The 24,220-nt window shown below is 73.2% G+C and carries 22 protein-coding genes, 7 tRNA genes and 1 pseudogene; 11 read left to right on the top strand and 19 right to left on the bottom strand.

What is annotated here, in order from left to right:
- Positions 1 to 15 precede the first annotated feature (15 nt).
- The 3 genes from thrS to ACFYW1_RS32805 all read right to left on the bottom strand — a co-directional run bounded on the left by thrS (position 16) and on the right by ACFYW1_RS32805 (position 3,972).
- Positions 16 to 1,992, bottom strand: coding sequence for a threonine--tRNA ligase (thrS, locus tag ACFYW1_RS32815; RefSeq protein ID WP_389001503.1), 1,977 nt, complete (start codon positions 1,990 to 1,992; stop codon positions 16 to 18).
- 139 nt (positions 1,993 to 2,131) lie between these two features.
- Positions 2,132 to 3,406, bottom strand: coding sequence for a hypothetical protein (locus ACFYW1_RS32810; protein WP_389001501.1), 1,275 nt, complete (start codon positions 3,404 to 3,406; stop codon positions 2,132 to 2,134).
- Positions 3,406 to 3,972, bottom strand: coding sequence for a DUF4365 domain-containing protein (locus ACFYW1_RS32805; RefSeq protein WP_389001498.1), 567 nt, complete (start codon positions 3,970 to 3,972; stop codon positions 3,406 to 3,408). The genes ACFYW1_RS32810 and ACFYW1_RS32805 overlap by 1 nt, the downstream gene beginning before the upstream one ends.
- Before the next feature lie 193 nt (positions 3,973 to 4,165).
- On the opposite strand from ACFYW1_RS32805, the gene ACFYW1_RS32800 reads away from it, so the two are divergent.
- Positions 4,166 to 4,891 (top strand): 3'-5' exonuclease, encoded by a 726-nt coding sequence (locus tag ACFYW1_RS32800; RefSeq protein WP_389001494.1) that lies wholly within the window; start codon positions 4,166 to 4,168, stop codon positions 4,889 to 4,891.
- A gap of 109 nt (positions 4,892 to 5,000) precedes the next feature.
- Here ACFYW1_RS32800 and ACFYW1_RS32795 read toward each other — a convergent pair.
- Together ACFYW1_RS32795 and ACFYW1_RS32790 are read right to left on the bottom strand one after the other, a co-directional pair.
- Positions 5,001 to 5,072 (bottom strand) — tRNA-Val (locus ACFYW1_RS32795).
- Between the two features lie 39 nt (positions 5,073 to 5,111).
- On the bottom strand, positions 5,112 to 5,558 hold the full coding sequence (locus ACFYW1_RS32790; protein ID WP_389001491.1) for an SRPBCC family protein: 447 nt from the start codon (positions 5,556 to 5,558) through the stop codon (positions 5,112 to 5,114).
- Positions 5,559 to 5,641: 83 nt separating this feature from the next.
- On the opposite strand from ACFYW1_RS32790, the gene ACFYW1_RS32785 reads away from it, so the two are divergent.
- Positions 5,642 to 8,167, top strand: coding sequence for an SCO7613 C-terminal domain-containing membrane protein (locus ACFYW1_RS32785; protein WP_389001488.1), 2,526 nt, complete (start codon positions 5,642 to 5,644; stop codon positions 8,165 to 8,167).
- Between the two features lie 393 nt (positions 8,168 to 8,560).
- Here the strand turns inward: ACFYW1_RS32785 and ACFYW1_RS32780 are convergent.
- Positions 8,561 to 8,632: transfer RNA gene (locus tag ACFYW1_RS32780), tRNA-Val, on the bottom strand.
- Positions 8,633 to 8,709: 77 nt separating this feature from the next.
- Positions 8,710 to 9,201 carry a TIGR02611 family protein gene (locus ACFYW1_RS32775; RefSeq protein ID WP_389001485.1) on the bottom strand — a complete coding sequence of 164 codons (492 nt, stop codon included), beginning with the start codon at positions 9,199 to 9,201 and terminating at the stop codon, positions 8,710 to 8,712.
- Between the two features lie 190 nt (positions 9,202 to 9,391).
- Between ACFYW1_RS32775 and ACFYW1_RS32770 the strand changes: the two genes are divergently transcribed.
- On the top strand, positions 9,392 to 9,805 hold the full coding sequence (locus ACFYW1_RS32770) for an SsgA family sporulation/cell division regulator (RefSeq protein ID WP_003959770.1): 414 nt from the start codon (positions 9,392 to 9,394) through the stop codon (positions 9,803 to 9,805).
- A gap of 343 nt (positions 9,806 to 10,148) precedes the next feature.
- The gene (locus ACFYW1_RS32765) at positions 10,149 to 10,739 is read left to right on the top strand and encodes a CGNR zinc finger domain-containing protein (protein WP_389001481.1); all 591 of its coding nucleotides are present in this window, start codon (positions 10,149 to 10,151) and stop codon (positions 10,737 to 10,739) included.
- Positions 10,740 to 10,743: 4 nt separating this feature from the next.
- Here ACFYW1_RS32765 and ACFYW1_RS32760 read toward each other — a convergent pair whose 3' ends face one another.
- From ACFYW1_RS32760 to ACFYW1_RS32750, 3 genes are all read right to left on the bottom strand, one after another.
- Complete coding sequence (locus ACFYW1_RS32760) at positions 10,744 to 10,899, bottom strand: hypothetical protein (RefSeq protein WP_384231935.1); 156 nt, start codon at positions 10,897 to 10,899, stop codon at positions 10,744 to 10,746.
- A gap of 112 nt (positions 10,900 to 11,011) precedes the next feature.
- Positions 11,012 to 12,061 carry a LacI family DNA-binding transcriptional regulator gene (locus ACFYW1_RS32755; RefSeq protein WP_389001476.1) on the bottom strand — a complete coding sequence of 350 codons (1,050 nt, stop codon included), beginning with the start codon at positions 12,059 to 12,061 and terminating at the stop codon, positions 11,012 to 11,014.
- 100 nt (positions 12,062 to 12,161) lie between these two features.
- The gene (locus tag ACFYW1_RS32750) at positions 12,162 to 12,608 is read right to left on the bottom strand and encodes a hypothetical protein (RefSeq protein ID WP_389001473.1); all 447 of its coding nucleotides are present in this window, start codon (positions 12,606 to 12,608) and stop codon (positions 12,162 to 12,164) included.
- Between the two features lie 183 nt (positions 12,609 to 12,791).
- Between ACFYW1_RS32750 and ACFYW1_RS32745 the strand changes: the two genes are divergently transcribed.
- Complete coding sequence (locus ACFYW1_RS32745) at positions 12,792 to 13,307, top strand: DsbA family protein (RefSeq protein WP_389001470.1); 516 nt, start codon at positions 12,792 to 12,794, stop codon at positions 13,305 to 13,307.
- Between the two features lie 9 nt (positions 13,308 to 13,316).
- Here the strand turns inward: ACFYW1_RS32745 and ACFYW1_RS32740 are convergent, their stop codons facing one another.
- The 3 genes from ACFYW1_RS32740 to ACFYW1_RS32730 all read right to left on the bottom strand — a co-directional run bounded on the left by ACFYW1_RS32740 (position 13,317) and on the right by ACFYW1_RS32730 (position 16,073).
- Positions 13,317 to 14,153, bottom strand: coding sequence for a GNAT family N-acetyltransferase (locus ACFYW1_RS32740; protein ID WP_389001467.1), 837 nt, complete (start codon positions 14,151 to 14,153; stop codon positions 13,317 to 13,319).
- Between the two features lie 64 nt (positions 14,154 to 14,217).
- A complete protein-coding gene (locus ACFYW1_RS32735) occupies positions 14,218 to 15,039 on the bottom strand; it encodes an aminotransferase class IV (protein WP_389001703.1) in 822 nt (273 codons plus the stop codon).
- A complete protein-coding gene (locus tag ACFYW1_RS32730; protein ID WP_389001700.1) occupies positions 15,039 to 16,073 on the bottom strand; it encodes a chorismate-binding protein in 1,035 nt (344 codons plus the stop codon). Before ACFYW1_RS32730 ends, ACFYW1_RS32735 begins: the two co-directional genes overlap by 1 nt.
- Positions 16,074 to 16,399: 326 nt before the next feature.
- Here ACFYW1_RS32730 and ACFYW1_RS32725 point away from each other — a divergent pair.
- The 5 genes from ACFYW1_RS32725 (at position 16,400) to ACFYW1_RS32705 (ending at position 16,846) form a co-directional block, all read left to right on the top strand.
- Positions 16,400 to 16,472, top strand: a tRNA-Gly gene (locus tag ACFYW1_RS32725).
- A 38-nt stretch (positions 16,473 to 16,510) separates the two neighbouring features.
- Positions 16,511 to 16,584, top strand: a tRNA-Cys gene (locus ACFYW1_RS32720).
- 1 nt (position 16,585) lies between these two features.
- Positions 16,586 to 16,657: transfer RNA gene (locus ACFYW1_RS32715), tRNA-Val, on the top strand.
- Between the two features lie 19 nt (positions 16,658 to 16,676).
- Positions 16,677 to 16,748, top strand: a tRNA-Val gene (locus ACFYW1_RS32710).
- A 23-nt stretch (positions 16,749 to 16,771) separates the two neighbouring features.
- Positions 16,772 to 16,846: transfer RNA gene (locus ACFYW1_RS32705), tRNA-Val, on the top strand.
- 126 nt (positions 16,847 to 16,972) lie between these two features.
- Here the strand turns inward: ACFYW1_RS32705 and ACFYW1_RS32700 are convergent.
- The 3 genes from ACFYW1_RS32700 to ACFYW1_RS32690 all read right to left on the bottom strand — a co-directional run bounded on the left by ACFYW1_RS32700 (position 16,973) and on the right by ACFYW1_RS32690 (position 18,820).
- Positions 16,973 to 17,245: a zf-TFIIB domain-containing protein gene (locus tag ACFYW1_RS32700; protein ID WP_266735950.1), complete on the bottom strand. Its 273-nt coding sequence runs from the start codon at positions 17,243 to 17,245 to the stop codon at positions 16,973 to 16,975.
- A 69-nt stretch (positions 17,246 to 17,314) separates the two neighbouring features.
- Positions 17,315 to 18,301 carry a phosphotransferase family protein gene (locus ACFYW1_RS32695; RefSeq protein WP_389001463.1) on the bottom strand — a complete coding sequence of 329 codons (987 nt, stop codon included), beginning with the start codon at positions 18,299 to 18,301 and terminating at the stop codon, positions 17,315 to 17,317.
- 309 nt (positions 18,302 to 18,610) lie between these two features.
- The gene (locus ACFYW1_RS32690) at positions 18,611 to 18,820 is read right to left on the bottom strand and encodes a hypothetical protein (protein WP_148833444.1); all 210 of its coding nucleotides are present in this window, start codon (positions 18,818 to 18,820) and stop codon (positions 18,611 to 18,613) included.
- 804 nt (positions 18,821 to 19,624) lie between these two features.
- Here ACFYW1_RS32690 and ACFYW1_RS32685 point away from each other — a divergent pair.
- Positions 19,625 to 20,977 (top strand): protein kinase, encoded by a 1,353-nt coding sequence (locus tag ACFYW1_RS32685; RefSeq protein WP_389001459.1) that lies wholly within the window; start codon positions 19,625 to 19,627, stop codon positions 20,975 to 20,977.
- 550 nt (positions 20,978 to 21,527) lie between these two features.
- On the opposite strand, the gene ACFYW1_RS32680 is transcribed toward ACFYW1_RS32685, so the two are convergent.
- From ACFYW1_RS32680 to ACFYW1_RS32670, 3 genes and pseudogenes are all read right to left on the bottom strand, one after another.
- Entirely contained in the window at positions 21,528 to 22,979 is a 1,452-nt protein-coding gene (locus ACFYW1_RS32680; RefSeq protein WP_389001456.1) for a purine-cytosine permease family protein, read from the bottom strand.
- 289 nt (positions 22,980 to 23,268) lie between these two features.
- Positions 23,269 to 23,910 carry an ankyrin repeat domain-containing protein gene (locus ACFYW1_RS32675; protein ID WP_389001697.1) on the bottom strand — a complete coding sequence of 214 codons (642 nt, stop codon included), beginning with the start codon at positions 23,908 to 23,910 and terminating at the stop codon, positions 23,269 to 23,271.
- A gap of 195 nt (positions 23,911 to 24,105) precedes the next feature.
- Positions 24,106 to 24,220, bottom strand: a pseudogene (locus tag ACFYW1_RS32670) (heme-binding protein); the annotation flags it as partial.

Raw genomic sequence — 24,220 nt, 5'->3', positions numbered from 1 at the left:
CTCACGCCGTGTGCGTCAGACCTGGACGCGGTCCTCGACGGCCTTCTGGATCTTGGCGATGGCGTCCTCGACGGGGATGCCGTTCTCCTGCGATCCGTCGCGGTAGCGGAAGGAGACGGCGCCGTTGGCCATGTCCTCGTCGCCCGCGATGATCATGAAGGGGACCTTGGCCTTCTGCTGGTTGCGGATCTTCTTCTGCATCCGGTCGGACGAGGCGTCCACGTCGACCCGCAGCCCCTTCTTCCGCGCCTTGGCGGCGAACTCCTGGAGGTAGGGGATGTGCGCGTCGCCGATCGGGATGCCGACCGCCTGGACCGGGGCCAGCCAGACCGGGAAGGCGCCCGCGTAGTGCTCCAGGAGCACCGCGAAGAAGCGCTCGATGGAACCGAACAGGGCGCGGTGGATCATGACCGGGCGCTGCTTGGTGCCGTCCGGGCCGGTGTACTCCAGGTCGAAGCGCTCCGGCAGGTTGAAGTCGAGCTGCACGGTCGACATCTGCCAGGTGCGGCCGATGGCGTCCTTGCACTGGACCGAGATCTTCGGGCCGTAGAACGCGGCGCCGCCCGGGTCCGGGACCAGCGGCAGGCCCTGCTTCTCGGCGACCTGGCGCAGCGTCTCGGTGGCCTCTTCCCAGATCTCGTCCGAGCCGACGAACTTCTCCGGGTCCTTGGTGGAGAGCTCCAGGTAGAAGTCGGTCAGGCCGTAGTCGCGGAGCAGGTTCAGGACGAAGGTGAGCGTCCGGTCGAGCTCCTCGGCCATCTGCTCCTTGGTGCAGTAGATGTGCGCGTCGTCCTGCGTGAAGCCGCGCGAGCGGGTCAGGCCGTGCACCACGCCGGACTTCTCGTACCGGTACACCGTGCCGAACTCGAAGAGGCGCAGCGGGAGTTCACGGTACGAACGGCCGCGCGCGTCGAAGATCAGGTTGTGCATCGGGCAGTTCATCGGCTTGAGGTAGTAGTCCACCCCGTCGTCGAGCTGCATGGGGGGGTACATGCCGTCGGCGTACCAGTCCAGGTGGCCGGACTTCTCGAAGAGCTTGCCCTTGGTGGCGTGCGGGGAGTAGACGAACTCGTAGCCCTCCTCCTCGTGCCGGCGGCGCGAGTAGTCCTCCATGGCACGGCGGATGATGCCGCCCTTGGGGTGGAAGACCGCGAGGCCGGGGCCGATCTCGTCGGGGAAGGAGAAGAGGTCCAGCTCGTTGCCGAGCTTGCGGTGGTCGCGCTTGGCGGCCTCCTCCAGGAACTCCAGGTGCGCCTTGAGCTCGTCCTTGGTGGGCCAGGCGGTGCCGTAGATGCGCTGGAGCATCGGGTTCTTCTCGCTGCCGCGCCAGTACGCCGCGGCGTTGCGCATCAGCTTGAACGCCGGGATGAACCGGGTGGTCGGCAGGTGGGGGCCCCGGCAGAGGTCCTTCCAGCACAGCTCGCCGGTCTTCGGGTCGAGGTTGTCGTAGATGGTCAGCTCGCCGCCGCCCACCTCGACGTCCGCTCCGTCGTCGGAGGACGCGGCGCCCTTGATGCCGATGAGCTCCAGCTTGTACGGCTCGTCGGACAGCTCCTCGCGGGCGTCCTCGTCCGTCACGACCCGGCGGGAGAACCGCTGGCCCCGCTTCTGGATCTCCTGCATCTTCTTCTCGATGGCCTTGAGGTCCTCGGGGGTGAACGGCTTCTCGACGTCGAAGTCGTAGTAGAAGCCGTCCTTGACCGGCGGCCCGATGCCCAGCTTGGCCTCGGGGAAGAGCTGCTGCACGGCCTGGGCCATGACGTGCGCGGTGGAGTGCCGCAGGATGTTCAGGCCGTCCTCGGAGGAGATCTCGACGGGCTCGACGACCTCGCCGTCGGCGACGACGTACGCGAGGTCCTTCAGCTCGCCGGCGACCCGGGCCGCGACGACGGTGCGCTCGCCGGGGAAGAGCTCGGCCGCCGTAGTGCCCGTCGTCACCACGCGCTCTTCCCGCTCGGAATCGCGTTGGATGGTCACACGGACGTCTGACACCGGTCTCTCCTGACTCAGGGGGAACGCACGCGTTCGCTGTGCGCGTGCGATACGAATCGTACCGAGCCGCGGGCCCCCTCTGCGAAACGGTTCGGGCGCCGGGCCCCGCCACCGCCCCCGCGGCCTTCTCCCCACGGCCCTATTCGCCGGTGCACGCCTCCTCGAAATGGTCGACGTTCTCCTGGAGCGACTTCATCAGCCGGTCCCGCTCCGCCTCGTCGACCTGTACGGGCACCACCTGGGTGGTGCGGGTCAGCCGCCGGAAGCCGCCGCGGCTCTCCAGCCGGCCCTCCACCCTGACCGGCAGCCCCACCAGATGGGCCTGCCCGGCGATCCGGTACGCCTCCTCGTCCAGCTCCAGCCGTACGTGCGGCACCTCGGCGCCCGCCAGCACCCGCAGCCGCACGATGCCCGGTCCGCGCGGTGCCGAGCGGCGCATCCTGACCACGGCGCCGGTGATCCGGACCGTCACGGCGGGTTCGTTCCTGAGGTAGCGGGCGCCCGCCCGGCGAAGGGCGGGCAGGTCGCCCGGGGAGAACTCCACCGGTTCGGGGCGGGGCGGGCAGCCCTCGGGGACCGGGGCGGCGGGGGCCCACTCCAGGGCGACCCCCGCCCCTTCCGAGCCCCGGACCAGGGCGACCAGGGCCTCGGTGAGCTCCCGGCTGACGCCCGCCCCGACCGCCGTGTCGAAGGCTTCGAAGCCGCCGGTGGCCCGCTGGTAGTCCACCGCCTCGCGGGCGGCGTGCAGGGCGTGGTGGAGCCGTACGACGACGGCGCGGCCCGCCTCGACCGGGAGGTAGGCGGTCAGCGCCCGGCCGCCGGGCGCGGGCCCGACGAGGATGCCGTCCAGCACCGCCCCGGCCCTTCGGCGGTGCCGTGCGCCGTGGTATCCGGTGCGGTCCCGTACCGCGAGGGCCCCGGCCAGCAGGATCTGCCGGGCGGCGGTGTGCAGCCGCTCGGCCTCGGTCCAGCCGGCCGCTCCCGCCGTGCCCGCGGCCGGTTCGGGGGCCTCGCGCCACCAGCGGATTCCGTCGCTGGGCACGGCGAGGGAGACCAGTACGTCGCGGGCGGAGGGCACGGCGCTGCGGGCGAGTGCGGTCAGCGCCTCGCCGAGGAGGTCCTCGCTGTCGGGGAAGGCGGTGCTGTCGGGGACGAGCAGGCTGGTGACGCCGCCGGGCGGGGCGGGCGGGCCCGGCGGGGTCCAGCGGCTGTAGCGTCCGGCCGCGCCGCCCCGGCGCCGCCAGCCGTGCCGGGCGAGGAGGGCACCGAGGACCGCGGGGTCGACCCGGGCCGGGTCGGGGAGGTCCCCCGGCGGTCCGGAAGGGCGGGACCACGGCCCGGCGGACTCGCCGGGGCGCGGGCGGGGGGCCGACGGGATCGCTCCGTCGGCGGGCTCGTCCATCGGCCGGTGCATCAGGGTCTCCCTCCGGCCCCTACGCGGGTCATGATCTCGCAGAGCGCCCGGTCGTCGAAGATGCGCGAGGTGGGGATCCGCACGGTGGTCCTGTGCCGGCCCGTCACCGGGTGTCCGGCCAGGTTGATCCAGTAACAGCAGTGCCGCAGGTCGAGCCGGTCGTGCCCGGCGCGCAGCCAGTCGTCCTGGCTGCGCGGCACGATCATCACGACGAGGATCTTGTGCACCGACACCGGGGTCCGGGCCAGCTTCACGAGGTGGGCGTTGTCCAGCGTGAAGGAGAACGCCGGTCCCGGCGGCCGGGGCGGCAGTTGGTAGGTGCACTTGAGCTGCACCTTGATGGTCACCTCGTCGTCCACCGTGTGGCCGGGGGCGCCGTGGCTGACGTGCCAGTCGATGCCGTTGTCGGGGAAGGGCTGCGACAGGGAGCATCCCGCCGCGGCCGCGACCGCGTGCAGATAGCCCACCTGGAGGGTCTCCATGCAGGCGGTGGGGGCGAGTGTGCCGCGCAGCGGGGCGATCCGCTGGGGCAGCAGTCCGCTCGGTTCGGGCTGCGCGAGCGCCATGGCTGCGAGTGCCTCCCGGGCTGTGCCGATCGGGGTTCTTCGGTGCGGGGCGGCGGACAACTTCCTTACCCGTCACCTGTGTTGTCACCGCACGGAGCGGTCCGCAAACGGCGTACCAGGCAAAGCGCGCGGGTATCACCGAACCGGGCAGGGGAATCACACCGCCTGCCGTCCGGACACGAGGAGTTCGGGGATGACTCATTGGTACGAGGGGCCGTTGGCCGCTTTTGACACCGAGACAACAGGAGTCGACGTCGAGGGGGACCGGATCGTTTCGGCCGCCCTGGTCGTCCAGGACGTGGCGGGCGGGCGGATGCGCGTCACCCGCTGGCTGGTGAATCCGGGCATTCCGGTGCCTCCCGGGGCGATAGAGATCCACGGTCTGACCGACGACCACCTGCAGCGCAACGGCCGTTGGCCGGCTCCGGTGGTGGAGGAGATAGGCCGGGCGCTGGCCGAGCAGACCGCGGCCGGACGCCCGCTGGTCGTGATGAACGCGCCGTTCGACCTGACGCTGCTGGACCGGGAGCTGAAGCGGCACCGGGCCTCGTCGCTCGCCCAGTACCTCCAGCAGGCGCCGCTGTGCGTGCTGGATCCGCGCGTGCTCGACAAGCACCTGGACCGTTATCGCAAGGGGCGGCGCACCCTCACCGACCTCTGCGAGCTGTACGGCGTGGTGCTCGACGGCGCGCACGACGCGGCGGCCGACGCGGCGGCGGCGCTGGAGCTGGTGCGGGCGGTGGCGCGGCGGTTCTCGTCGCGTCTGGAGCGGCTGACCCCGGCGGAGCTGCACACCCTGCAGGCCGTGTGGCACGCGGCGCAGGCGCGCGGCCTGCAGGCGTGGTTCGCGAAGAACGGCACCGAGGAGGCGGTGGATCCGGCGTGGCCGCTGCGCCCGGCGCTGCCCGCCGCGGCGTGAGGTGACCGGCCGCCCGGTCCGGTGCCGGCGCGGCCCACGTGGAAGGAAACGGTGGGGAGAAACAGAAGACCGGTCCGTCGTTGGTGCTGACGGACCGGTCTCTTCCGGGTGGGCGATACTGGGTTCGAACCAGTGACCTCTTCGGTGTGAACGAAGCGCTCTCCCACTGAGCTAATCGCCCGGGAACGGGTTGAACCATACAGGGCTCGGCGGGTCGGGTTCAAACTCCTTCCAGCCGGGCCGTCAGTCCCCGCCGTCCGGCGCGCATCATCAGGGCGTGGTTGGCGCGGAACACCGGGCGTCCGGGCACCGCGAGGAGCCGCATCAGCCGCTTGCGCACCTCGACCTCCTGCTCGTAGACGGCCCGGCTGCCGGCGCCGTGCGGGAGGACCGTCCACCGGGCCCAGCCCTCCAGGTCGCCGCCGAGGACCGCCTCGACGACCCGGGCCGACGGATCGCGGCGGCTCTCGCGAATGGTCATGACGAGGTCGTACGGGAGGAGGGAACGGATCCGGGCGGTGCCGGTGGCGGCGTCGAGCCGGGCGACCTCGCGGAACTGCGGCCACCAGCACGGGTAGTCGTCGGCGCGCAGGAGGATCTCGTAGACGGTGTCGGGCGGGCCGGGAAGGTCCCAGATGCTCAGGAAGCGGTAGTGGCTCCAGTCCATGGTCCCAGTCTGCGCGTACTCAGCCGGGGAACTGAGTATCCGAGCGCATGTTTGAACCTGTGGCTCGCACCACACTCCGTGACATGGAACATGTGCCGCCGCCCGCCGAGGAATTGGCGCTCCTCGATCGCGAACTGGCCCGGCTGGACGCCCGCCGGTCCCAGCTGTTGGTTCGCCGTGCCTGGCTGGTGAGTGTGCTGACGCCGCCCGCGACGCCGGCCCCACCGCAGTTCGCCGGTTCGTTCGGACCTCCCCCGTCCGGCCCGGCCCCGTTCGGGCCCCCGGCCGCGCGGGCCGAGCAGCGCAGCGCGCAGAACGTGCTGCTCACCCTGGGCGGTCTGCTGCTGGCGATCGCCGCGATCGCCTTCACCCTGGTCAGTTGGGGCCGCATGGGCATCGGCGGCCGTTCGGCGGTGCTCGCCGTGGTCACGCTCGCCGCGCTCGCCGCTCCCGCCGTGCTGCTGCGTCGCAAACTGTCCTCGACGGCCGAGTCGCTCGCCGCCCTGGCGTCGGTGCTGATGGTCCTGGACGCGTACGCCCTGCACCGGGTGGCGGTGCCGGAGGCCGGCGGGGCGGGTTTCGCCGCGGTCGCCTCGGCGGTGCTCGCGGCGCTGTGGTGCGCGTACGGGCTGCTGCTGGACCGGCTGCGGCTGCCACTGCCCCTGGCGGTGGTGAGCGCGCAGCTGCCGCTGCTGCTGTGGGCGTGGTCGGCGGGGGCCGGTGCCACGGTGTTCGGGTGGGCGCTGCTGCTGACGGCCGCGCTGGACTGCGCGATCGCCGTACGGGTCACGCGGCTCCCGGTGCGGGTGACCGCCTGCGTCGGCTGCTGGACGACGGGGCTGCTGGGGCTGCTGGTGGCCCTGGGGCAGTCCGTCTCGGCCGGGTCCGCCCCGGCCGCGCTGACTCCGGCCGCGCTGCTGCTCACGGGTGCGGCGATCGCGCTGGCCGGGGCGTGGCGCGCGCCGACGGGGTTCGCGGTGGCCGGTGGTCTGCTGGCGGGGCTCTGCGGGGTGGCCGCGGTGGGCGGTGTGCTGCGGGCCGGGGCGGACGGAAACTGGTCGGTCCCGGTGTACCTGCTGTGCGGGGTGGTGCTGTCGGCGGCCGTGCGCGCCCGGTTGCCGCGGCCGGTCGGGCAGGGGGTGCTGTGGGCCTCGGCGGCGGTGGTCGCGACCGCCGTGCTGGACGCGCTGCCCGCGGTCGGCGTGTCGTTGCTGGGTCCGGTGTCGCGGCTGGGCGAAGTGTGGTCCGGAGTGCCCGACGGCGGTGTGCGGGGCGCGCTGGGGGCCGGGGGTCCGGCGTGGTCCCACATGACCGCGGCTCCGGTGGTGCTGCTGACGGTGGCCGGTCTGGCGGCGTCGGCGCACCGGTCGTGGGACCGGCTGGTCCGGGCGGCGGGTCCGGTGGTGTCGCCGGGCGCTTCCTGGCGGGGTGCGGCGGGGGCCGTGGCGCTGGGGCTCGGCTGGGCGGGGCTCGTCGTGTCGCCCGCGGTACTGGGGTTCCCGTACGCGGCGGCGGTGGCGGTGCAGTCGGTGCTGGCCGCCGGGGCGTTCGCGGTGGCGGTGGCGGGGCTGCGCCGGGGCGCGAGCGCTTCGGGGGCGACCGCGCTGGTGTGCGCCCTGGCCGGCGCGGTGAGCACGGGGTTCCTCTCGCTCGCCGTGCAGGGCGCGACGTACGCGGTGTTCTCGGTCCTGCTGGTGGTGTGCGCGGCGGCCGCCGTGCTGCTCGACGGGGTCGCGGGGCCGGTGGCGCAGTCCCCCGCAGCCCCGGCGGCGCCCTTTGTCCGGCTGCCGTGGATCGCGCAGACGGTGGCCGTGTGCGGGGCCGTGCTCTGCGCGACGGTGCTCGCCCGTGCGCTCGGGGCGTCGTGGGAACTGCCCGCCCATCGGGCGGCGCCGGTCCTGCTGGTCGTCCCCCTGGCGACGGTGCTGCTCGGGGCCCGGCTGGGGAACCGTCCGAGTGCGCTCCCCGTGGAACTGGCCGGGGCCTCGGCGGCGATGGTGGCGATCTGCCTGGCCCTGCCGGACCGGCCGTTCCTGGCCCTGGTGCTGGCGCTGTGCGGCGTACTGGCGGCGGCCACGGCCGTACGGGCCGAACGGCGGCCGGTCGCCGGGTACCTGGCGGTGGTGCTGTTCGTCCTGGCCTCCTGGGTGCGGCTGTCGGCCTCGGGGGTGTCGGACCCGGAGGCGTACACGCTGCCGGTGACGGTGCCCGCCCTGGTGGTCGGCGTGCTGCGCCGGCGCCGCGACCCGGAGGCGTCGTCGTGGACGGCCTACGGGCCGGGGCTCGCGGCGACGCTGGTGCCGAGCCTCTTCGCGGCCTGGGTCGATCCGCACTGGCTGCGTCCCCTGTTGCTCGGTGTGGCGGCGCTCGTGATCACGCTGGCCGGTGCGCGGCTGCGGCTGCAGGCGCTGTTGCTGCTCGGCGGTGCGGTGCTCGCGCTGGACGCCCTGCACGAACTGGCGCCGTACGTGGTCCAGGTCGTCGGCGCGCTGCCGCGCTGGCTGCCGCCCGCACTGGCCGGGCTGCTGCTGGTGGTCGTCGGGGCGACGTACGAACAGCGCCTGCGCGACGCGCGGCGGCTGAAGGAGACCCTGGGCAGGATGCGCTGACGGGGCGTCGCACGGCCGGTCCGGGATGCCTCCGCGGAGGCTCCGGGCCGGCCGTCGGCCGTCCGCCGGGAAGCGGGTGCCGCGAACTCGCCCGTGAAATGGAGCAGTTCGCACCACCTGCCGACGCAATGCAATTGCGACGCAGTTCTCGAATGCTCCGGAACATTGCCCGGGGAGCGGCTCGGCGAACTCTTTTCGGGAATTCCCGCCACCTCCGGCAACCTGTCCGTACGCGATATCCGGATACCGCTTGTCGCTGAGCGGATCGCACTCCGGCCGCCGCCCGGGCCGAATCATTCGCGAAAGTGCTCACGTCCCGTACCGGAGGAACCCCGGAGCGGAAAACACGGAGGGCCCGTGAGACTCTGCGTCTCACGGGCCCTCCGTCCGGGGTGGGCGATACTGGGTTCGAACCAGTGACCTCTTCGGTGTGAACGAAGCGCTCTCCCACTGAGCTAATCGCCCGGGTGCGGACCAAACATTACCCCATGTCAGCGGTGCTCCGTGACCACCCCCGGATCAGCCCCGCACCCGCCCCGGGATCACTCGTCGATCTTCCAGGGCATGACGATGCCGAACTTCCAGACGTAGATCCCCACGAGCACCGCGACGATCACCAGGCCGGTCACGGTGAGGATGATGTTGCGCCGCCGGACCTTGGGGTCGAGCGCCCGCTGGGCGGCCTCGGTGACCTTCCGCCTCGTCCAGCGGAGCACCAGCTGGGCCCAGACGAACTCGGTCGCCCAGATCGCCATGCCACCGAAGATCACCAGCCAGCCGGGGCCGGGCAGCGGCAGCATGATGATCCCCGCCACGACCACGGCGAGACCGACCACGAAGACGCCGACCTGCCAGCTCAGGTGCAGCGCCCTGGACGCCTTGATGAAGCCGGGCGCCCTGGATCCGAGCTCCCGGTCCTCCTTCGTCACCTCCTGGGTGGCCTCCCCCGTCACGCCGTCCGCCCCATCCCCCGCGGCGGGGCCGGCGGCCGCCCGTCCGGCGCCCCCGCCCCGCTCGTCACGCTCCGCATTCATGAAGGACAACCTACCTGAACGGGCTTCATCACCGGAATGGCCGCATAACCGAAAGTCACACACCGCCGTACGAGCTATCCGAAGGAACACAAAAAGGTCAGAGGGGTTTACAACGCCACCGTAGGTGGCATGTCGATTTCGCCGACGTGCGAATCCCCGAGCGCACACTGAGCGAAAGGCCCTGGCGCTTATGAACACCACGGTCAGCTGCGAGCTGCACCTGCGCCTCGTTGTGTCGAGCGAGTCCTCACTGCCTGTCCCCGCGGGCCTGCGGTATGACACGGCCGATCCGTATGCCGTGCACGCCACCTTCCACACCGGAGCGGAGGAGACGGTCGAATGGGTATTCGCCCGCGACCTCCTCGCCGAGGGGCTGCACCGCCCCACCGGCACCGGAGACGTCCGCGTCTGGCCATCCCGTAGTCACGGCCAGGGCGTCGTCTGCATCGCGCTGAGCTCCCCGGAGGGCGAGGCCCTGCTCGAAGCCCCGGCGCGGGCCCTGGAGTCGTTCCTGAAGCGGACCGACGCCGCGGTCCCACCAGGCACCGAGCATCGTCACTTCGACCTCGATACGGAGCTCTCTCACATCCTGGCCGAGAGCTGAGCCAGGCGGAGAGCCGCGCGGCGCCGTCCGACTCGGGGAGACGGCGTCGCGCGGACAACCTCATACGGCCGGCCCCGGCGCCGTGACCACACGATCCACCGTGGTCACGGCGCCGGTGCGCGTCCGCCGCAGGCCCCCTCCGGCGGCCCGGCGCCCGCGCCGGGCCGGAGTGCGCCCGTACGGGGCCTGCGGCCGCGGCCCGGCCCCCTCGGACCGACCCGTGGCCGGTATGCGCTCACCGCACCTCTCACGGGTCCTCTCGGGCCTCTGCGCCCCGCCGCCGAGCCAGTAGAGTCAGCCGGCATCGGCGGGCACCCGCCCGCCGGAGGCAGGGAGCGAAAGCGTGCTGATCCCACACGACACCCGGATCGCCCTCGACACGGTGGTCGATCTGCTCAACACCGCACCGGAGAGCGAACCGCCGTCGAGCGGGGCGCGGACGGAGGACGGACCGGGCGACGGTCTCGCCGGCGTCGAGACGCTGTACGACTTCGCGCGGCGCCATCGCATCAGCGGCGTCGGCACGCTCGACGAGAAGGACCTGCGGGCGGTGCGGGACGTACGGGCCCGTTTCGCGAAGATCTTCGCGACGGACGACACCCAGCTCGCCGCCTCGCTCGTCAACACGCTCGTCGCCGCCGCCGGCACGACTCCGCAGCTCAGCAATCACGACGGCTACGACTGGCACGTGCACTACTTCGCGCCGGACGCCTCGATCGCCGACCACCTCGCGGCCGACTGCGGCATGGCGCTGGCCTTCATCGTGGTGGCGGGCGAGCTCGAACGGCTGCGCAGGTGCGAGGCGCCGGACTGCCGGCACGCCTTCGTCGACCTGTCCCGCAACCGCTCCCGCCGCTACTGCTCCAGCCGCACGTGCGGCAACCGTCTGCACGTGGCCGCGTACCGGGCACGCCGCAAGGAAGCGGCCGGCTGACCGTTCACAGCATGAACAGATCGTGCAGCGCGGCCATCAGCAGCAGGCCGCCGATCACTCCGAGGAAGATCATCAACGGGGGCTGGGAAAGCGCGAAGAGGCAGCCGCGCGGCTCTTCGGCAGGGGGTGCGGGGGCATCGCCCCGGGAGGTGTCCACCATCTCGGGACGATCATGACGTACTCAGCACCCGCAGAACGCCAATAACCCTCCTCACGACGGGAGTTCACTCGTACCGGGTCGTCCGTGATTCGCTCCGGCGGGCGATCCGCCGTCACGTGTTCGGCAGCGTTCCCGGGTCCGCCGGGCCCGGCGCCGTGCTGGAGGCCCGCACCACGAGTTCCGGCCGGAGCACCACATCGCGGTGCTCGTGGGTGCCGCCCCCGTCGTCCGCCTCCTCCAGCAGCAGCTCCGCCGCCATCCGCCCCATCACGGCCGCGGGCCGGCGGACCGAGGTGAGCGGCACGGCCGCCGCGGCGGCGAACTCGATGTCGTCGTACCCGACGATGGCCATGTCGTGCGGCACCCGGACGCCCGCCGCGTACAGCGCCTGCAGCACACCGAGGGCGAGCAGGTCGTTGGCGCAGAACACCGCGGTCGGCCGGGGCGCGAGGCCGAGCAGCCGGGCCCCGGCGTCGCGGCCGGCCGCCACGTCCAGGCGTTCGGAGGGGATCTCGACGAGCGCCCCGGGCGGCAGTCCGCCCTCGGCCAGCGCCGCCAGGGCGCCCTCGCGCCGGTCCTTGATCTGCTGGAGGTCGCCGGGGCCGCTGACGTACGCCACCGAGCGGTGTCCGGCCGAGACCAGGTGACCGACGGCCAGGGCGCCGCCGCGGACGTCGTCGACGGAGACCGCGCAGGTCCCCCCGCCGGACGCCACCCGGTCCACCAGGACGAAGGGGATCCGGTGGCGGCGGAACGCCGCCAGGTTCCGGCCGGTCGCGTCGGCGGGCGTGACCAGGACGCCGCACACCCGCTGCTCGGCGAAGAGCCCCAGGTACTCGGCCTCCTCCGCCGGGTCCTGGTCGCTGTTGCAGACCATGACGCCGAGGCCGGCCTTCCGGGCGGCGCGCTCGGCGCCCCGGGCCACGTCCACGAAGAACGGATTGCCCATGTCGAGGACGAGCAGCGCCATGATCCGGCTCCGGCCCGCCCTGAGCTGGCGCGCCGACTCACTGCGCACGTACCCGAGTTCCTCGATGGCCGCCAGCACCCGGGCGCGGGTCTCCGGCAGCACCGCCTCGGGCCTGTTGATCACATTGGAGACCGTGCCCACGGAGACTTCGGCCCGCCGGGCCACATCCTTGATCCCTGCCACACGCGCCACTCGTCCTGCCCCACCAATGCCCTCGGCCGCGCCCGTCCGCGGCGTCGCCCCATCGTACGGACGGCGCCCCGGGGCGGTCCGCCGCCCGGTGCGGCGCGGGTCAGATGCCGTGCTTCTTCAAGATGGCCTCGATGTCGCTGAAGTCGTCACCGGACGAGGCGGGCTGCTGCCGGGACTTCGTCTTCGGGGCCGCCGGTGCCCCGGCTCCCAGGGAGGGCGCCGACGCGCCGGGGGCGACGGCGTCCGCCCGCGCCGCCCGTGCCGCGGCCCTGCGTTCCTTGCGGGTGCCGCCGCCGCGGCGTTCGACCGCGCGCGTGGTCGTGAACAGCACCCAGGCCAGCGCGAGCAGCCCGAAGCCGGCCCAGATGCTCGGTTCGAAGGCGATTCCGGCCACCCAGTCCACGATCCCGGTCAGCGCCAGCCCGATCGGGACCAGCGAGTAGGCGGCGATCCGGGCAGCGGCGAGGAAACGCCTGCGGTACGCGGTGACGGCGGCGATGCCCAGGCCCGCGGCGGACACCGCGGCGCAGATGGTCTCGGCAAGCATCGGTGCCTCCAGGCGCACGGGGAAACGTCCCTTCCATCCTGCACCGGCGACCGGGCGGGAGGCCACGACGGAGAACCACATCAGGGACTTTTCAGGGCCGGGATCCTCCCCAGGTGCCGCCCCGTGGCCACCGGGGGCGGGTGCGGTTTGGGGGGCGGGGGCGGCCCCTGGGAGACTGGTCCCATGAGCGATTCCACCCCTGCGGCACCCGTCGTCCTCGACGTCTGGTGCGATCTCCAGTGCCCCGACTGTCACCGGGCCCTCGACGATGTGCGGGCCCTGCGGGCCGAGTACGGCGACCGGCTGGAGGTACGGCTGCGGCACTTCCCGCTGGAGCGGCACAAGCACGCCCACGCCGCCGCGCAGGCCGCCGAGGAAGCCGTGGCCCAGGGCAAGGACTGGGCGTACGTCGAGGCCCTCCTCGCCCGCACCGACGACCTCGGCCGCGTCGGCGAACCGCTGCTGATCGAGGTGGCGCGGGAACTCGGCCTGGACGCCGAGGAGATGGACACCGCCCTGATCGACGGGCGGCACATGCTGATCGTCGACGCCGACCAGGCCGAGGGCAAGGCGATCGGGGTCACCGGCACCCCGACGTACGTGATCGGCGACGAGCGGCTGGACGGCGGCAAGAGCCAGGACGGGCTGCGGGAGCGCATCGCGGAGATCGCCGACCGGCTGCTCGCCGCACGGGGCTGAGCGGACGGGTCAGAGCGCCTTGGCCAGGTTGTACTGGGCCGTTCGGTAGCCGAGCGACTCGTACAGCCGCAGGGCGGGCGTGTTGGAGGCGAACACGTGCAGCCCGAGCCGGCGGGGGCCCGCGGCCAGGACGAGGTGCTCCGCGTGCAGCATCAGGGTGCGTCCGTGGCCGCGGCCCCGGTGCTCCTCGGCCACCTCGACGTCGAAGACGAATCCGGCTCCCACGCCCTCGATCTTCTCCCGCACCGACACCCACAGGTGGCCGACGGCCGCGCCCCGGTCCACGAGCACGTGGAGGAGCATGCCCTCGGTGTCCCGGCCGTCCGGCAGGTTGCGCTCGTGGTCGGCCCTGGACTTGCGCATGGCCTGCTCGGCCGGCACGCCCCGGTCGATCCAGGACTTCGCGTACTCCTCGATGCTGGTGCTCCGCCAGGTCTCGAACTCCTCGGCGGTCATCGGCCGGGCGACGGCCCCGTCCGGGAGCGCGGGGGCCGTGGGGCCGAGTTCCTTGAGCATGTTGCGGCTGCGTTCGGTGTAGCCGAGCGCGGCCGCCAGGCCCTGGGCCGCCTCGTTGTCCGCCGGTGCCTCCAGGCGGACCTGGGCGCAGCCCCAGCCGCGCAGCACCTCCTCGGCGGCGAGCGCGGCGATGGTGCCGCGGCCGCGCCGCCGGTCGGGTTCGTCGATGCGCAGGGAGCGCAGCACGCCGGCCCCCACGCCGAACGCCGCGTCGGTGCCGACTTCGACGGAACCGACGGCCCGTCCGTTGTCGCACACGTCGTACGTGCGGGTCTTCACGCCGTCGGCGCCTTGCTGGATCGGCCCGGTCGGCCGGAGGGTGGTGGTCATCCGTGCTGTTCTATCCACCGGGCCCCGCCGCGTCACCCGGTTTTACGGATTCGGGATGCCGGTCCTACGGGTCGAGGTCGTTCCCGGCCCGCTCCTCGAAGATCCGCATGGCCTTCGCGGTCACCGGCCCCGGGCCGCCGGGCAGCTCCCGGTCGTCCACCCGGTGGACGGCCTGCACATCGCGCAGCGTGGAGGTCAGGAAGATCTCCTCGGCCCGTTCCAGGACGTCGAACGGCAGCTCGGTCTCCTGGGCGCCCGTCCACTCCACGGCCAGCGCGCGGGTGATCCCGGCGAGGCAGCCGGAGGCGACGGGCGGGGTGTGCAGTTGTCCGTCGAGCACGACGAAGACGTTGGAGCCGGTGCCTTCGCAGAGCTGTCCGACCGTGTTGGCGAAGAGCGCCTCCGAGGCGCCGTGCTCGTGGGCGCGGGCGAGGGCGACGACGTTCTCGGCGTACGACGTGGTCTTGAGCCCGACGAGCGCGCCGCGTTCGTTGCGCGTCCAGGGGACGGTGATCACTGCGGTGGTGTCGGGCCGGCGGACGGCCCCGCCGAGGGCGATGACCAGCCCGGGGCCCGCGTCGCCGCGGTCGGAGCCGAGCGGGGAGATTCCGCCGGTGTAGGTGATGCGCAGCCGGCCGAGCGGCATCGGGTTGGCGTCGATGACGGCGGCGCAGCCCCGGCGTATCTCGTCCGGGTCCGGCTCGGGGAGGCCGAGGCCGCGGGCCGACCGGGCCAGCCGGTCGAGGTGGCGGGTGAGGGCGAAGGGCCTGCCGTCGGTGGTCCTGATCGTCTCGAAGACGCCGTCCCCCACCGTGAGCCCGTGGTCGAGCACGGACACCCTGGCGTCGTCGGCGTCCCGCAGGCCGCCGTTCACCCACATCCTCATCATGCGGTCCTTCCTGTCGTTCCGTGGTCGCCCGACGCCACCGCGAGCAGTCGGGATGCCTTGAGTTCGGTCTCGTCCCATTCGCGTTCGGGATCCGAGCCCCAGGTGATGCCGGCCCCGGTACCGAAGCGGAGCACCGGCACCGTCCCGGTCCGGTCGATCCAGAAGGTGCGTATGCCGACGGCGAGCGAGGCGGTGCGGCGGTCGGCGTCGACCCAGCCGATGCCTCCGCAGTAGGGCCCGCGCGGCGCGGTCTCCAGTTCCCCGATGATCCGCAGGGCGCTGGACTTGGGCGCCCCGGTGACCGATCCGGGCGGGAACGCGGCGTCGAGGAGTTCGGGCCAGCCGGCGCCCTCGGCGAGTTCGCCGCGCACGGTGGAGACGAGGTGGACCAGGCCGGGGTGCTTCTCGACCACGCAGAGGTCGGGAACGGTGACCGAACCGGTGGCGCAGACCCGGCCGAGGTCGTTGCGGACCAGGTCGACGATCATCACGTTCTCGGCGTGGTCCTTCTCCAGCAGGTCGCCCTCGGTCCGGCCGGTGCCCTTGATCGGTCCCGACTCGACGGTCCGGCCGTCCCGCCGGAGGAAGAGCTCGGGGGACGCGGTGGCGATCTCGACGCCGTGCGCGGGCAGCCGAATCGTTCCTGCGTACGGGGCGGGGTTGCCCCGGGCCAGCAGCGCGGTCAGCGCGTCCACGTCCGCGGCGGCCGGGTCGGGCAGGGGCGCGGTCATCACCCGGCAGAGGTTGGCCTGGTAGACCTCGCCCGTCGCGATGCGTTCACGAATCCGCCGTACGCCCGTGGTGTACATGGCCCGGTCCAGGGACGAGGTCCAGTCGCCGGCCGCGGGGCCGCGCCAGGCGCCGGGCACCGGGGCGGGCACCGGCCGCCTGCGCACGGAACCGAAGCGCGCGCAGACGAGGCGGCCCTCGAAATCGGCGGAGACGGCCCAGAACCCGGTCGATTCGAGGGCCGCGGGATCACTGGTCACATCCCGCAGGTCGGATGCGAGGAGGCCGTCGAAGCGGGCCATTGGAGCAAGGTCGTGCACGCGGTCGAGTCTAGGGTCTTCCGCCCGGGCCGGTCCGGGCCGGTGAGCGGGGTCCGGGCAACGCGGCCGCGCCCCGGCCGGAGCTCCCCCACCGGGGCCACCAGGGCTTTTGGCCGACGCCCCGGGCACACGCGTCAGGGGGCTCTGTGGGGCGGGGTTCACCGGGAGGGACGCCCGAGGGGCGTGCGGCGAGCCGCGCCGGGGCGGGTGCACCTCAGCACGCTGCGCAAACGCGTTTTTGTACTGGCCCGGGAATCCGCTAGAGTTCAACACGTCGCCGGGACGCGCAAGCGGACCGGGAAAGACAAGCGGACGTAGCTCAGTTGGTAGAGCGCAACCTTGCCAAGGTTGAGGTCGCCAGTTCGAACCTGGTCGTCCGCTCGCAGAAAAGTGGGGGATCTTCCCGAACCCTCACTCCGGGTGGAGTGGCCGAGAGGCGAGGCAACGGCCTGCAAAGCCGTCTACACGGGTTCAAATCCCGTCTCCACCTCCAAGGACGATTAGCTCAGCGGGAGAGCGCTTCCCTGACACGGAAGAGGTCACTGGTTCAATCCCAGTATCGTCCACTGGTCCGCAAGGATCCCCGCGCGATTAGCTCAGCGGGAGAGCGCTTCCCTGACACGGAAGAGGTCACTGGTTCAATCCCAGTATCGCGCACGCAGTACACGCAGGTTAACCCTGCGCGATTAGCTCAGCGGGAGAGCGCTTCCCTGACACGGAAGAGGTCACTGGTTCAATCCCAGTATCGCGCACCAGCGAAAGCCCCGGTCGTCCTCGACGACCGGGGCTTCTTCGTTCCCGCCGGGAGCGGTGGACGCCCGTGGGGCCGGACGGGAGACGTCCGGCCCCACGCGGTCAGGCGCTCGGTGCGGCCGTCCGGTTCAGGACGAGAAGAGCATGCGGCCGAAGCTCTTGTGCCGGTAGTGGCCGCCGTGGTGCTGCGGCGCGCCCCAGGCGGGCGCCGGGGCGGCGGGGTACGCCTGCGGGGCCGGCGGCGCGGGCGGGGCCTGCTGCGCCCACTGCGCCTCGATGCGGGTGAGGGACTCCAGCTCGCCGTAGTCGAGGAAGATTCCCCGGCAGCCGCTGCACTGCTCGATCTGGATGCCGTTGCGGTTGTACGTGTGCATCTGCGCGTGGCACTTGGGACACTGCATGGTTTCGGCTCACTCCTCGTTCTGGGACCGCCGTCGCCGGAAGGGATGTCCGCCGACGGTCGGTTCAGCCTACGACGACTGCCCGGCGGCCAACTCCGGCAGGAGGGAGGCGATTCGGGCGCAGGCGTCGAGCATCGTCTGCTCCACCTCGTCCGGAGCCCGGCCCTCCGCCGCGGACTTGGCGAGCGCCAGCGCGGCGGACTGGACGGTCAGGGCGCGGGCCGGGACGTCCAGTTCGGGCCAGGGGTCGCCCTCGGCGCGCACGGCAGGGCCGCCCGCGGCCCGGTAGGCGCCCAGGAAGCGGGACCAGACCTCGGTGGGCAGGAGGCCGGCCGCGTACCAGGCGGCGGGGCGGGCGAGGTCCCAGGAGGGGTCGCCGAGGCCGAGGTCGTCGACGTCGATGAGCAGCCAGGGCCCGTGCGGGGCCGGGTGGCGGACGAGCTGGCCCAGGTGCAGATCGCCGTGGCAGAGGAAGGACGAACGGGGCGGGGGCGGGGCGGCCTCGTCGCGGGCCCAGGCGGGCAGTCGGCGCCAGGCCGCGAGCACGGGGGCGGCGGCCGGGTCGTCCGGGCGGGCGGCACACATCCGGGCGACGGCGAGCGCGGCCTTCGCGGGGCCCCGCATGGGCGGCAGCACGAGGGAGGCCGGGGGCGGGGTGCGGTGCAGTGCGGCCAGCAGACCGGCGGCCTCCTCCCAGGGGGCTGCGTCCGGGTCGCCGGGGTCGACGGGCGCACCGTGGGGCCACAGCGTGACGGGGCGGTCGGGGAGAGGGTCCGGCCCGGAGGCTTCGGGGTTCCGGGCGGGGCGGGGGTGCAGCGGTGCGAGCAGGATGCCGGTGAGCCGGGGGTCGTCCGCGAGGGCGAGGCGGGTGAGCAGGCCGGGGGCGTCCGTGCCGGAGGCGTGGGCCTTGGCGACGACGGTCCCGCTGCGGACCACGGTGCCGTCCGCGCGGTCCGCGAGCACCGTCGGGGGCGGGCAGGCGCAGGGGGCCTCGGGGCGCGGGTGCGCGGCCCGGTGGGCGAGGTCGCCCAGCGCGCGTATGACTGCGGTGGTCACGGTCTCCCCCGGTGGCGAGCGGATGCACGGGCGGCCCGGTCCGTGCCGGGCCCGTCGACGAGCGTACGTGCACCGGGCGGTGGGAACGGCCCGGCGGACGGGGCGCTCGGGGCCGTGGGGCGGGACGGGGCCGAAGGTGCCTCGGGTGTGCGGGGCGGGTGCTCCGTCGTGAACGGTTCCGGAAAACGCGATGTCCGGTCAGCTCCCCAGCTGACCGGACAAACGCTGCCGTCCGCCGCACCCCCGTCCCCACGGGGCTGTTGGCCGGATGTCCCGGTCCGGACCGCTCTTCCGGACCCCGGGCGCCGCTCAGCGCCCCAGCATCACGCCCACGGACGACGCCTGTGTGACCACCGCGTCCCAGCCGCCGAAGACGACCACGAGCAGGGCCGCCAGGGGAAGAACCATCGCCGTCGCCACCAGGGGGTGGCGCGTACCGGACGACGGACGGGCGCCGAACGCGGTGTGGAACCTGCGTCCCCGCGTACGGATCATGGTCCGCGTTGCCGTGTCCGCCATGGTTCCTCTCCCGACTCGATATGGAGCGGCGGGCGTGTGACCTCGGGGGACGAGTGTTGCGCCCGCCGCTTGACCTCAACAGTAGGGACGCGGGGGACGGACGACGTCATGCCCGCGTACCTAATGACGGGCCTCCCGGAGGATGAGCCGCCGGTGGGCGGTGTACTCCCCTGGGTGGAGAACGGGTGCACTTCCTTGGGGACATCCCTGAGGGGTTGTCGGGTGTTCCTCCCACCCGACCTCCGATGTATCGAAGTGCCCGAAGGGTGTCGAGACAACCGGGAAAAGGGCTTTGACCAGGTAGAAAGTGGTGGAGGTCGCGAAACCGTCCGGGCAGGCGGCGGGCCGCTCGGCCGGGTATTCACCCGATTTCTGATGCCGTTGTCGTATCTCCGTCGGACAGGGTCCGGTTCCGGGGCACGGGACGTCGTCCGCGGCCGGCCGGCCCCGCCCGCCACGGTTGCGGCGGAACCGTCCGTGACCGTGACTTCACTCACCCTCCCGCTCCCCCGTCGGCCGGGCGGCGCGATCTGCCGGGCCTCCGGTCGGTCCGCGCACGCCCGTGCCGGCCGGGGCCGCACCATATGGTTTTCGGCCATGCGACTCCAACGGCCTGTCGGGGCAACCGCTTTGGGGGCCGGGGGCCGATGCGGCGTGGGCCGGCTGCCGGCCCACGGCCCGTCACGGCCCGTGCCGCGTACCGGCAATCGATCGTCCGGCGAGGGCGCGGCCTCTGAGCGCCCCGGGCGCCGGGTACGTAAGCTGTGCCTCGTCAGGCGGACCAGGCAGCGGGGATGGGCAGACATGGCGATGATGCGGCTCCGGCGCGAGGACCCGCGTGTCGTCGGCTCGTTCAGGCTGCACCGGCGGCTCGGGGCGGGCGGCATGGGTGTCGTCTACCTGGGATCTGACCGGCGTGGTCAGCGGGTGGCGCTGAAGGTGATCCGCCCCGATCTGGCGGAGGACCAGGAGTTCCGGTCGCGGTTCGCGCGCGAGGTCTCCGCGGCCCGGCGGATCCGCGGTGGTTGCACGGCGCGGCTGGTGGCCGCCGATCTGGAGGCGGACCGCCCGTGGTTCGCCACCCAGTACGTCCCGGGACCCTCGCTGCACGACAAGGTGGCCGAGGAAGGACCGTTGTCGGCGGTCGAGGTGGCCTCGATCGGGGCCGCGCTCTCCGAGGGTCTGGTGGCGGTGCACGAGGCCGGTGTGGTGCACCGTGACCTGAAGCCGTCGAACATCCTCCTCTCCCCCAAGGGGCCCCGGATCATCGACTTCGGGATCGCCTGGGCGACCGGGGCCTCCACGCTCACCCATGTCGGCACGGCGGTGGGTTCGCCGGGCTTCCTCGCCCCCGAGCAGGTGCGGGGCGCGGCGGTGACGCCCGCGACCGACGTGTTCTCGCTCGGTGCCACGCTGGCGTACGCGGCGATGGCCGACTCGCCCTTCGGGCACGGCAGTTCCGAGGTGATGCTGTACCGCGTGGTGCACGAGGAGCCGCAGCTGCACGATGTGCACGACGCGCTGGCGCCCCTGGTGAGCGCCTGCCTGGCGAAGGACCCCGAGGAGCGGCCGAGCACGCTTCAACTCTCCATGCGGCTCAAGGAGATCGCGGCGCGGGAGGCGCAGGGGCTGCGCACGGGCCGGCCGCCCGCGCAGCGTTCGACGCAGGATCCGGACCGGCCGACCGGCCGTCTCGACGGCCCGTACACCGAGCAGCAGACCCGGCGCGCGGCGCCTCCCGGGCCCCGTCAGCAGAAGCTTCCGCAGGACAGCCGGCAGGGCCCGTCGTCCAGGTCCGGGGGTGCGCGCACCGGTGGTTCGCGTACCGATGGTTCACGTACCGGCGGTTCGCGCACGGGTGGTTCGCGTCCGCAGCAGCCGCGCAGCACCACCCGGTCCGACCGGCGTCCGCAGGGCACGAACGGGACGAACGGCCGGCCGACGAACGGCAGGCCGGGGACGCGGCCCGGGAACCGGACGACCTCGACGGGTCTGCGGCCCGCCAATCCGCGGCTGCTGCGGCAGCGGCTCGTCGTCTTCGTCGTGGTGACGCTGCTGGTGGCGCTGGGCATCGCGGCGGCTCAGGGCTGCCAGGGACCGGCCCGCGGACTGGGTGCCGACCGGGGCCACGAACAGACGCAGGGCCAGAGCCGTTAGGTCCGCGACTCTGCCGGGACGACCGACGGTCCCGGGGTCGGTGGGCTCCGGCTCGGTGGCGGGTTTCCAGCGGGCGAGGAGCGGGGCCCAGTGGCTGCCCTGGCCGGCGAAGAGCGCGTAGCAGCCGACGAGCGTACCGGGGACGGACGAGGTCCGCCGGAACCGTCCGAGCAGCACGATGCGCGTGACGAAGACTCCCACGGGCAGCACGTACGCGGCGTCGCGCTGAGCGGGAGCACCGCTCCCCGGGTCATCAGCCAGGCGCACAGCAAGCCGGTGAAGGTGGTCGACAGGGTGAGCGCCGCTCCCGGGAGGAGGCGTCTGCCGCAGACGAAGCGGGCGGTACAGCCGACGAGCCCGGCCACGCGGAGGGTCCACGAGACCGGCGAAGCCTCCCCGGAGACCTGTCGGTGGTCCGGGGCGCGCCGATGGGAGGGGACGGGGTCTGACGAACTTCCCGGCGAGGGCGACGACCGCATCGGGCTCGCCGCCGCCCGGGAGCCTTTCGTGGACCGGGACACCAGCCGGTGGTACGGGGGCGGGGCGCGCGTCAGCCGCGCGGGATGCTCCCCAGGACGCGGGTCGCCGCCCAGTAGACGGCGGAAGCCGTGATCATACCGGCGAAGATCGCCGCGTCGACACCCCACAGGGCCTTCGCTGCGGGGCCGGCCCAGAAGCTGGTGGTCACCCACATCGTGGCGGCGATGCCACCGACGACGAGCGCCAGGATTCCGGCCCAGTGGACGCCGCCGCGGTACCAGAACGGGCCGCCGCGCCGCGCCTCCAGGAGGACGGCGCCGTCGTAGCGGTTGCGTCGCAGGGCCAGGTCGGTCACGGCCACCGCCATGGCCGGACCGGTCACCACGACCACGAGCTGGAGCATGGTGTTGACGCTGGTCAGGAAGTCGAAGACGAGGATCGCGTACAGCGTCATCGCCGTGCCGAGGGCGCCGATGACCAGGACCGCCGGGATGCGGGCGATGCGGACACCGACCGACTGGATGGACAGGCCGGCGCTGTAGGCCGTCATGCCGTTGTTGGTCATCGTGTTGACGACGACCGCGATGACGAAGACGGGGACGAACCAGCCCGGCAGGATGGTCTCCAGCGCGGCCTGCGGGTCGCTCATGTCCAGGGAGGTCGCCGCGAACGCGCCGACGGCGGTGAAGACCACGCTCGGCAGGTACGCGCCGAGAGCAGTCCATCCGGCGATGGCGACGGGGCTGCTGTCACGGGGGAGGTAGCGGGCGAGGTCGGGGCTGTTGGTGTACGAGAGCGGGGCGGAGGCGACGATCGTGAAGCCCGCGCCGAGCGTCGCGACGAGCGCGACGCCCCGCAGCGGCTCGGCCGGGGCGTAGGACCAGTCGGTCCCGGCGAGCACGTACCCCGTGACCACGACGAACACGACGGTCAGAAGGACGCTGAGCGCGGCGTAGAGGCGCACGATCGTGGCGTACCCGAAGATCGCTATCAGCAGCGTCCCCCCGGCGATGAGACAGATGACGACCGCGTCGACGACCCGGCTGTCCGGCAGCCCCATCCGGCCCGCCAGCCCGATGCCCGCGACCGAGGCCGCCGACCAGTTCAGGGCGAGGTAGGCCGCGGCGATGAGCCAGCCGGTCAGGACGAGCACGACCTTGTTGCCCACGACCCCGTACACCGCACGCGAGATGACCGATCCACTCGTACCGGCGACCGGTCCGCTGGCCGCCAGGACGCCCGTGCAGATCCACAGCAGGTTCCCGGCGAGGATCACGCCGATGGTCTGCGGGAGCGTCAGCCCCATGAGGATCAGCGTGGCTCCGACGACGAAGCTCAGATAGCTCACGTTCGGTGCCGCCCAGACCGCGAACAGCCGGCGCGGGTGCCCGCCGCGTTCGTCCGCGGGCACCAGATCGATGCCCCGGGTCTCCAACTGACCCGCGCGTTCGGCGCCGTGGCTGTCGGAGGGCCCCGGGGAGGAGTTCGAGGACCGCACGGAAGGGGTGGAGTTCGTCGCCATCGAGACCTCTCGGATCCACAGACCGCGATGCCACTATTGAGCGCCCGGCCAATTACCTATTGGTCGCACATCCAATAGCGTGTCCCACGCGGCGTCAAGACCCTGACCGGCACGGATCCCGATCAGCCGGAGGGGGCGGCGCATCAGCAAATTCGCACCTTGCCGCGCGTCCGCTCCCGGCCCCGCCCGGCGCGGGGCCCCGGCGCGTCCGGGCACGGCGCCCGGGCCAAGGGCTCCGCGGCCCGGGGCGGGCACGGGGCCGGCCCGGGCGGGACCCGGCGGGCGCGTCTCAGCGCACGGCCCGCAGCAGGCCCGCGATGTGCGTGAACCCGCGCCGTTCCGCGTGTTCGAGGGCCGTGACGCCGTCGCCGTCCGGGAGGCCGGCCGTGGCGCCCGCCGTGATGAGCAGTTCCACGACCTCCTCGTGCGTGGGGCCGCCGTCGCCCAGGATCACCGCCTCCAACAGGGCGGTCCAGCCGAGGCGGTTGACGTGGTCGACGTCGATGTCGGTCTCGCGCAGCAGGGCCCGTACGTAGCCGACGTGGCCGCGTTCGCAGGCGGGAATCAGGGCGGTGCCGCCGAAACGGTTGCACGACGACGGGTCGGGGCCGGCCGGGAGCAGGGTGCGCATCATCGCCACGCTGCCGGTCACCCCGGTCACCAGCCAGGCGCTGTCCTCGTGGTCGTCCCGGGCGTCGGGGTCGGCCCCCGCGGCGACGAGCACCTCGGCCGCGGCCACGTGGTCGCCCGCGGCGGCGAGCAGGAGCGGGGTGCGGCGGTGACGGTCCCGCACCTCCACCTCGGCACCGGCGGCGAGCGCGGCCCGCACCCCTGCGGTGTCCCCCGCGCCCGCCGCCGCCAGCAGGGCGTGTTCGGCGGGGGTCGGGGGAGTGCTCCTCGGGCTGCTCGCGCCGCGCAGCACGGCCGACATGGCCCTCATCCGCGTGCGCACCGCGATGCCGATGCCCGCCCTGAGTCCGGCCCGGACACGGACGGGGTCGAGGAGCCGACGGCGCACGGTACGGACGGTGCCGTGCGCCGGCCGGAACCGGGAGGACGCGCCGCCCCCGCCCGCGGCGTCGCCGGTGCTGTCGAAAGGCGGCATCACGCGACCTCCGCTCCTGTCCTACTTGTTCAGGACCGCGGCGCCGGCCCGGGCGAACTTCTCGTCCAGGTCGCCGGAGGGGGCGCCGGCGACGCCGATGCCCGCGATCGGGGCGCCGCCCGCCTGGACCGGGGCG

This window comes from Streptomyces sp. NPDC002669, assembly GCF_042889165.1.
Classification (GTDB): domain Bacteria; phylum Actinomycetota; class Actinomycetes; order Streptomycetales; family Streptomycetaceae; genus Streptomyces.
The sequence above is the reverse complement of the archived record's forward strand: the minus strand, read 5'-3'. Positions and strand labels throughout refer to the sequence as shown.

What these genes read in the sequence shown, in the direction of transcription:
- ACFYW1_RS32740 (WP_389001467.1), bottom strand. Translation starts at nt 14,153, where the DNA reads ATGACCACCACCCTCCGGCCGACCGGGCCGATCCAGCAAGGCGCCGAC.
- ACFYW1_RS32800 (WP_389001494.1), top strand. Translation starts at nt 4,166, where the DNA reads ATGACTCATTGGTACGAGGGGCCGTTGGCCGCTTTTGACACCGAGACA.
- ACFYW1_RS32680 (WP_389001456.1), bottom strand. Translation starts at nt 22,979, where the DNA reads ATGGCGACGAACTCCACCCCTTCCGTGCGGTCCTCGAACTCCTCCCCG.
- ACFYW1_RS32785 (WP_389001488.1), top strand. Translation starts at nt 5,642, where the DNA reads ATGGAACATGTGCCGCCGCCCGCCGAGGAATTGGCGCTCCTCGATCGC.
- ACFYW1_RS32790 (WP_389001491.1), bottom strand. Translation starts at nt 5,558, where the DNA reads ATGGACTGGAGCCACTACCGCTTCCTGAGCATCTGGGACCTTCCCGGC.
- ACFYW1_RS32770 (WP_003959770.1), top strand. Translation starts at nt 9,392, where the DNA reads ATGAACACCACGGTCAGCTGCGAGCTGCACCTGCGCCTCGTTGTGTCG.
- ACFYW1_RS32775 (WP_389001485.1), bottom strand. Translation starts at nt 9,201, where the DNA reads ATGAATGCGGAGCGTGACGAGCGGGGCGGGGGCGCCGGACGGGCGGCC.
- ACFYW1_RS32760 (WP_384231935.1), bottom strand. Translation starts at nt 10,899, where the DNA reads ATGGTGGACACCTCCCGGGGCGATGCCCCCGCACCCCCTGCCGAAGAG.
- ACFYW1_RS32750 (WP_389001473.1), bottom strand. Translation starts at nt 12,608, where the DNA reads ATGCTTGCCGAGACCATCTGCGCCGCGGTGTCCGCCGCGGGCCTGGGC.
- ACFYW1_RS32675 (WP_389001697.1), bottom strand. Translation starts at nt 23,910, where the DNA reads ATGTCGGCCGTGCTGCGCGGCGCGAGCAGCCCGAGGAGCACTCCCCCG.
- ACFYW1_RS32690 (WP_148833444.1), bottom strand. Translation starts at nt 18,820, where the DNA reads ATGGCGGACACGGCAACGCGGACCATGATCCGTACGCGGGGACGCAGG.
- ACFYW1_RS32810 (WP_389001501.1), bottom strand. Translation starts at nt 3,406, where the DNA reads ATGCACCGGCCGATGGACGAGCCCGCCGACGGAGCGATCCCGTCGGCC.
- ACFYW1_RS32745 (WP_389001470.1), top strand. Translation starts at nt 12,792, where the DNA reads ATGAGCGATTCCACCCCTGCGGCACCCGTCGTCCTCGACGTCTGGTGC.
- ACFYW1_RS32730 (WP_389001700.1), bottom strand. Translation starts at nt 16,073, where the DNA reads ATGGCCCGCTTCGACGGCCTCCTCGCATCCGACCTGCGGGATGTGACC.
- ACFYW1_RS32805 (WP_389001498.1), bottom strand. Translation starts at nt 3,972, where the DNA reads ATGGCGCTCGCGCAGCCCGAACCGAGCGGACTGCTGCCCCAGCGGATC.
- ACFYW1_RS32735 (WP_389001703.1), bottom strand. Translation starts at nt 15,039, where the DNA reads ATGAGGATGTGGGTGAACGGCGGCCTGCGGGACGCCGACGACGCCAGG.
- ACFYW1_RS32685 (WP_389001459.1), top strand. Translation starts at nt 19,625, where the DNA reads ATGGCGATGATGCGGCTCCGGCGCGAGGACCCGCGTGTCGTCGGCTCG.
- ACFYW1_RS32700 (WP_266735950.1), bottom strand. Translation starts at nt 17,245, where the DNA reads ATGCAGTGTCCCAAGTGCCACGCGCAGATGCACACGTACAACCGCAAC.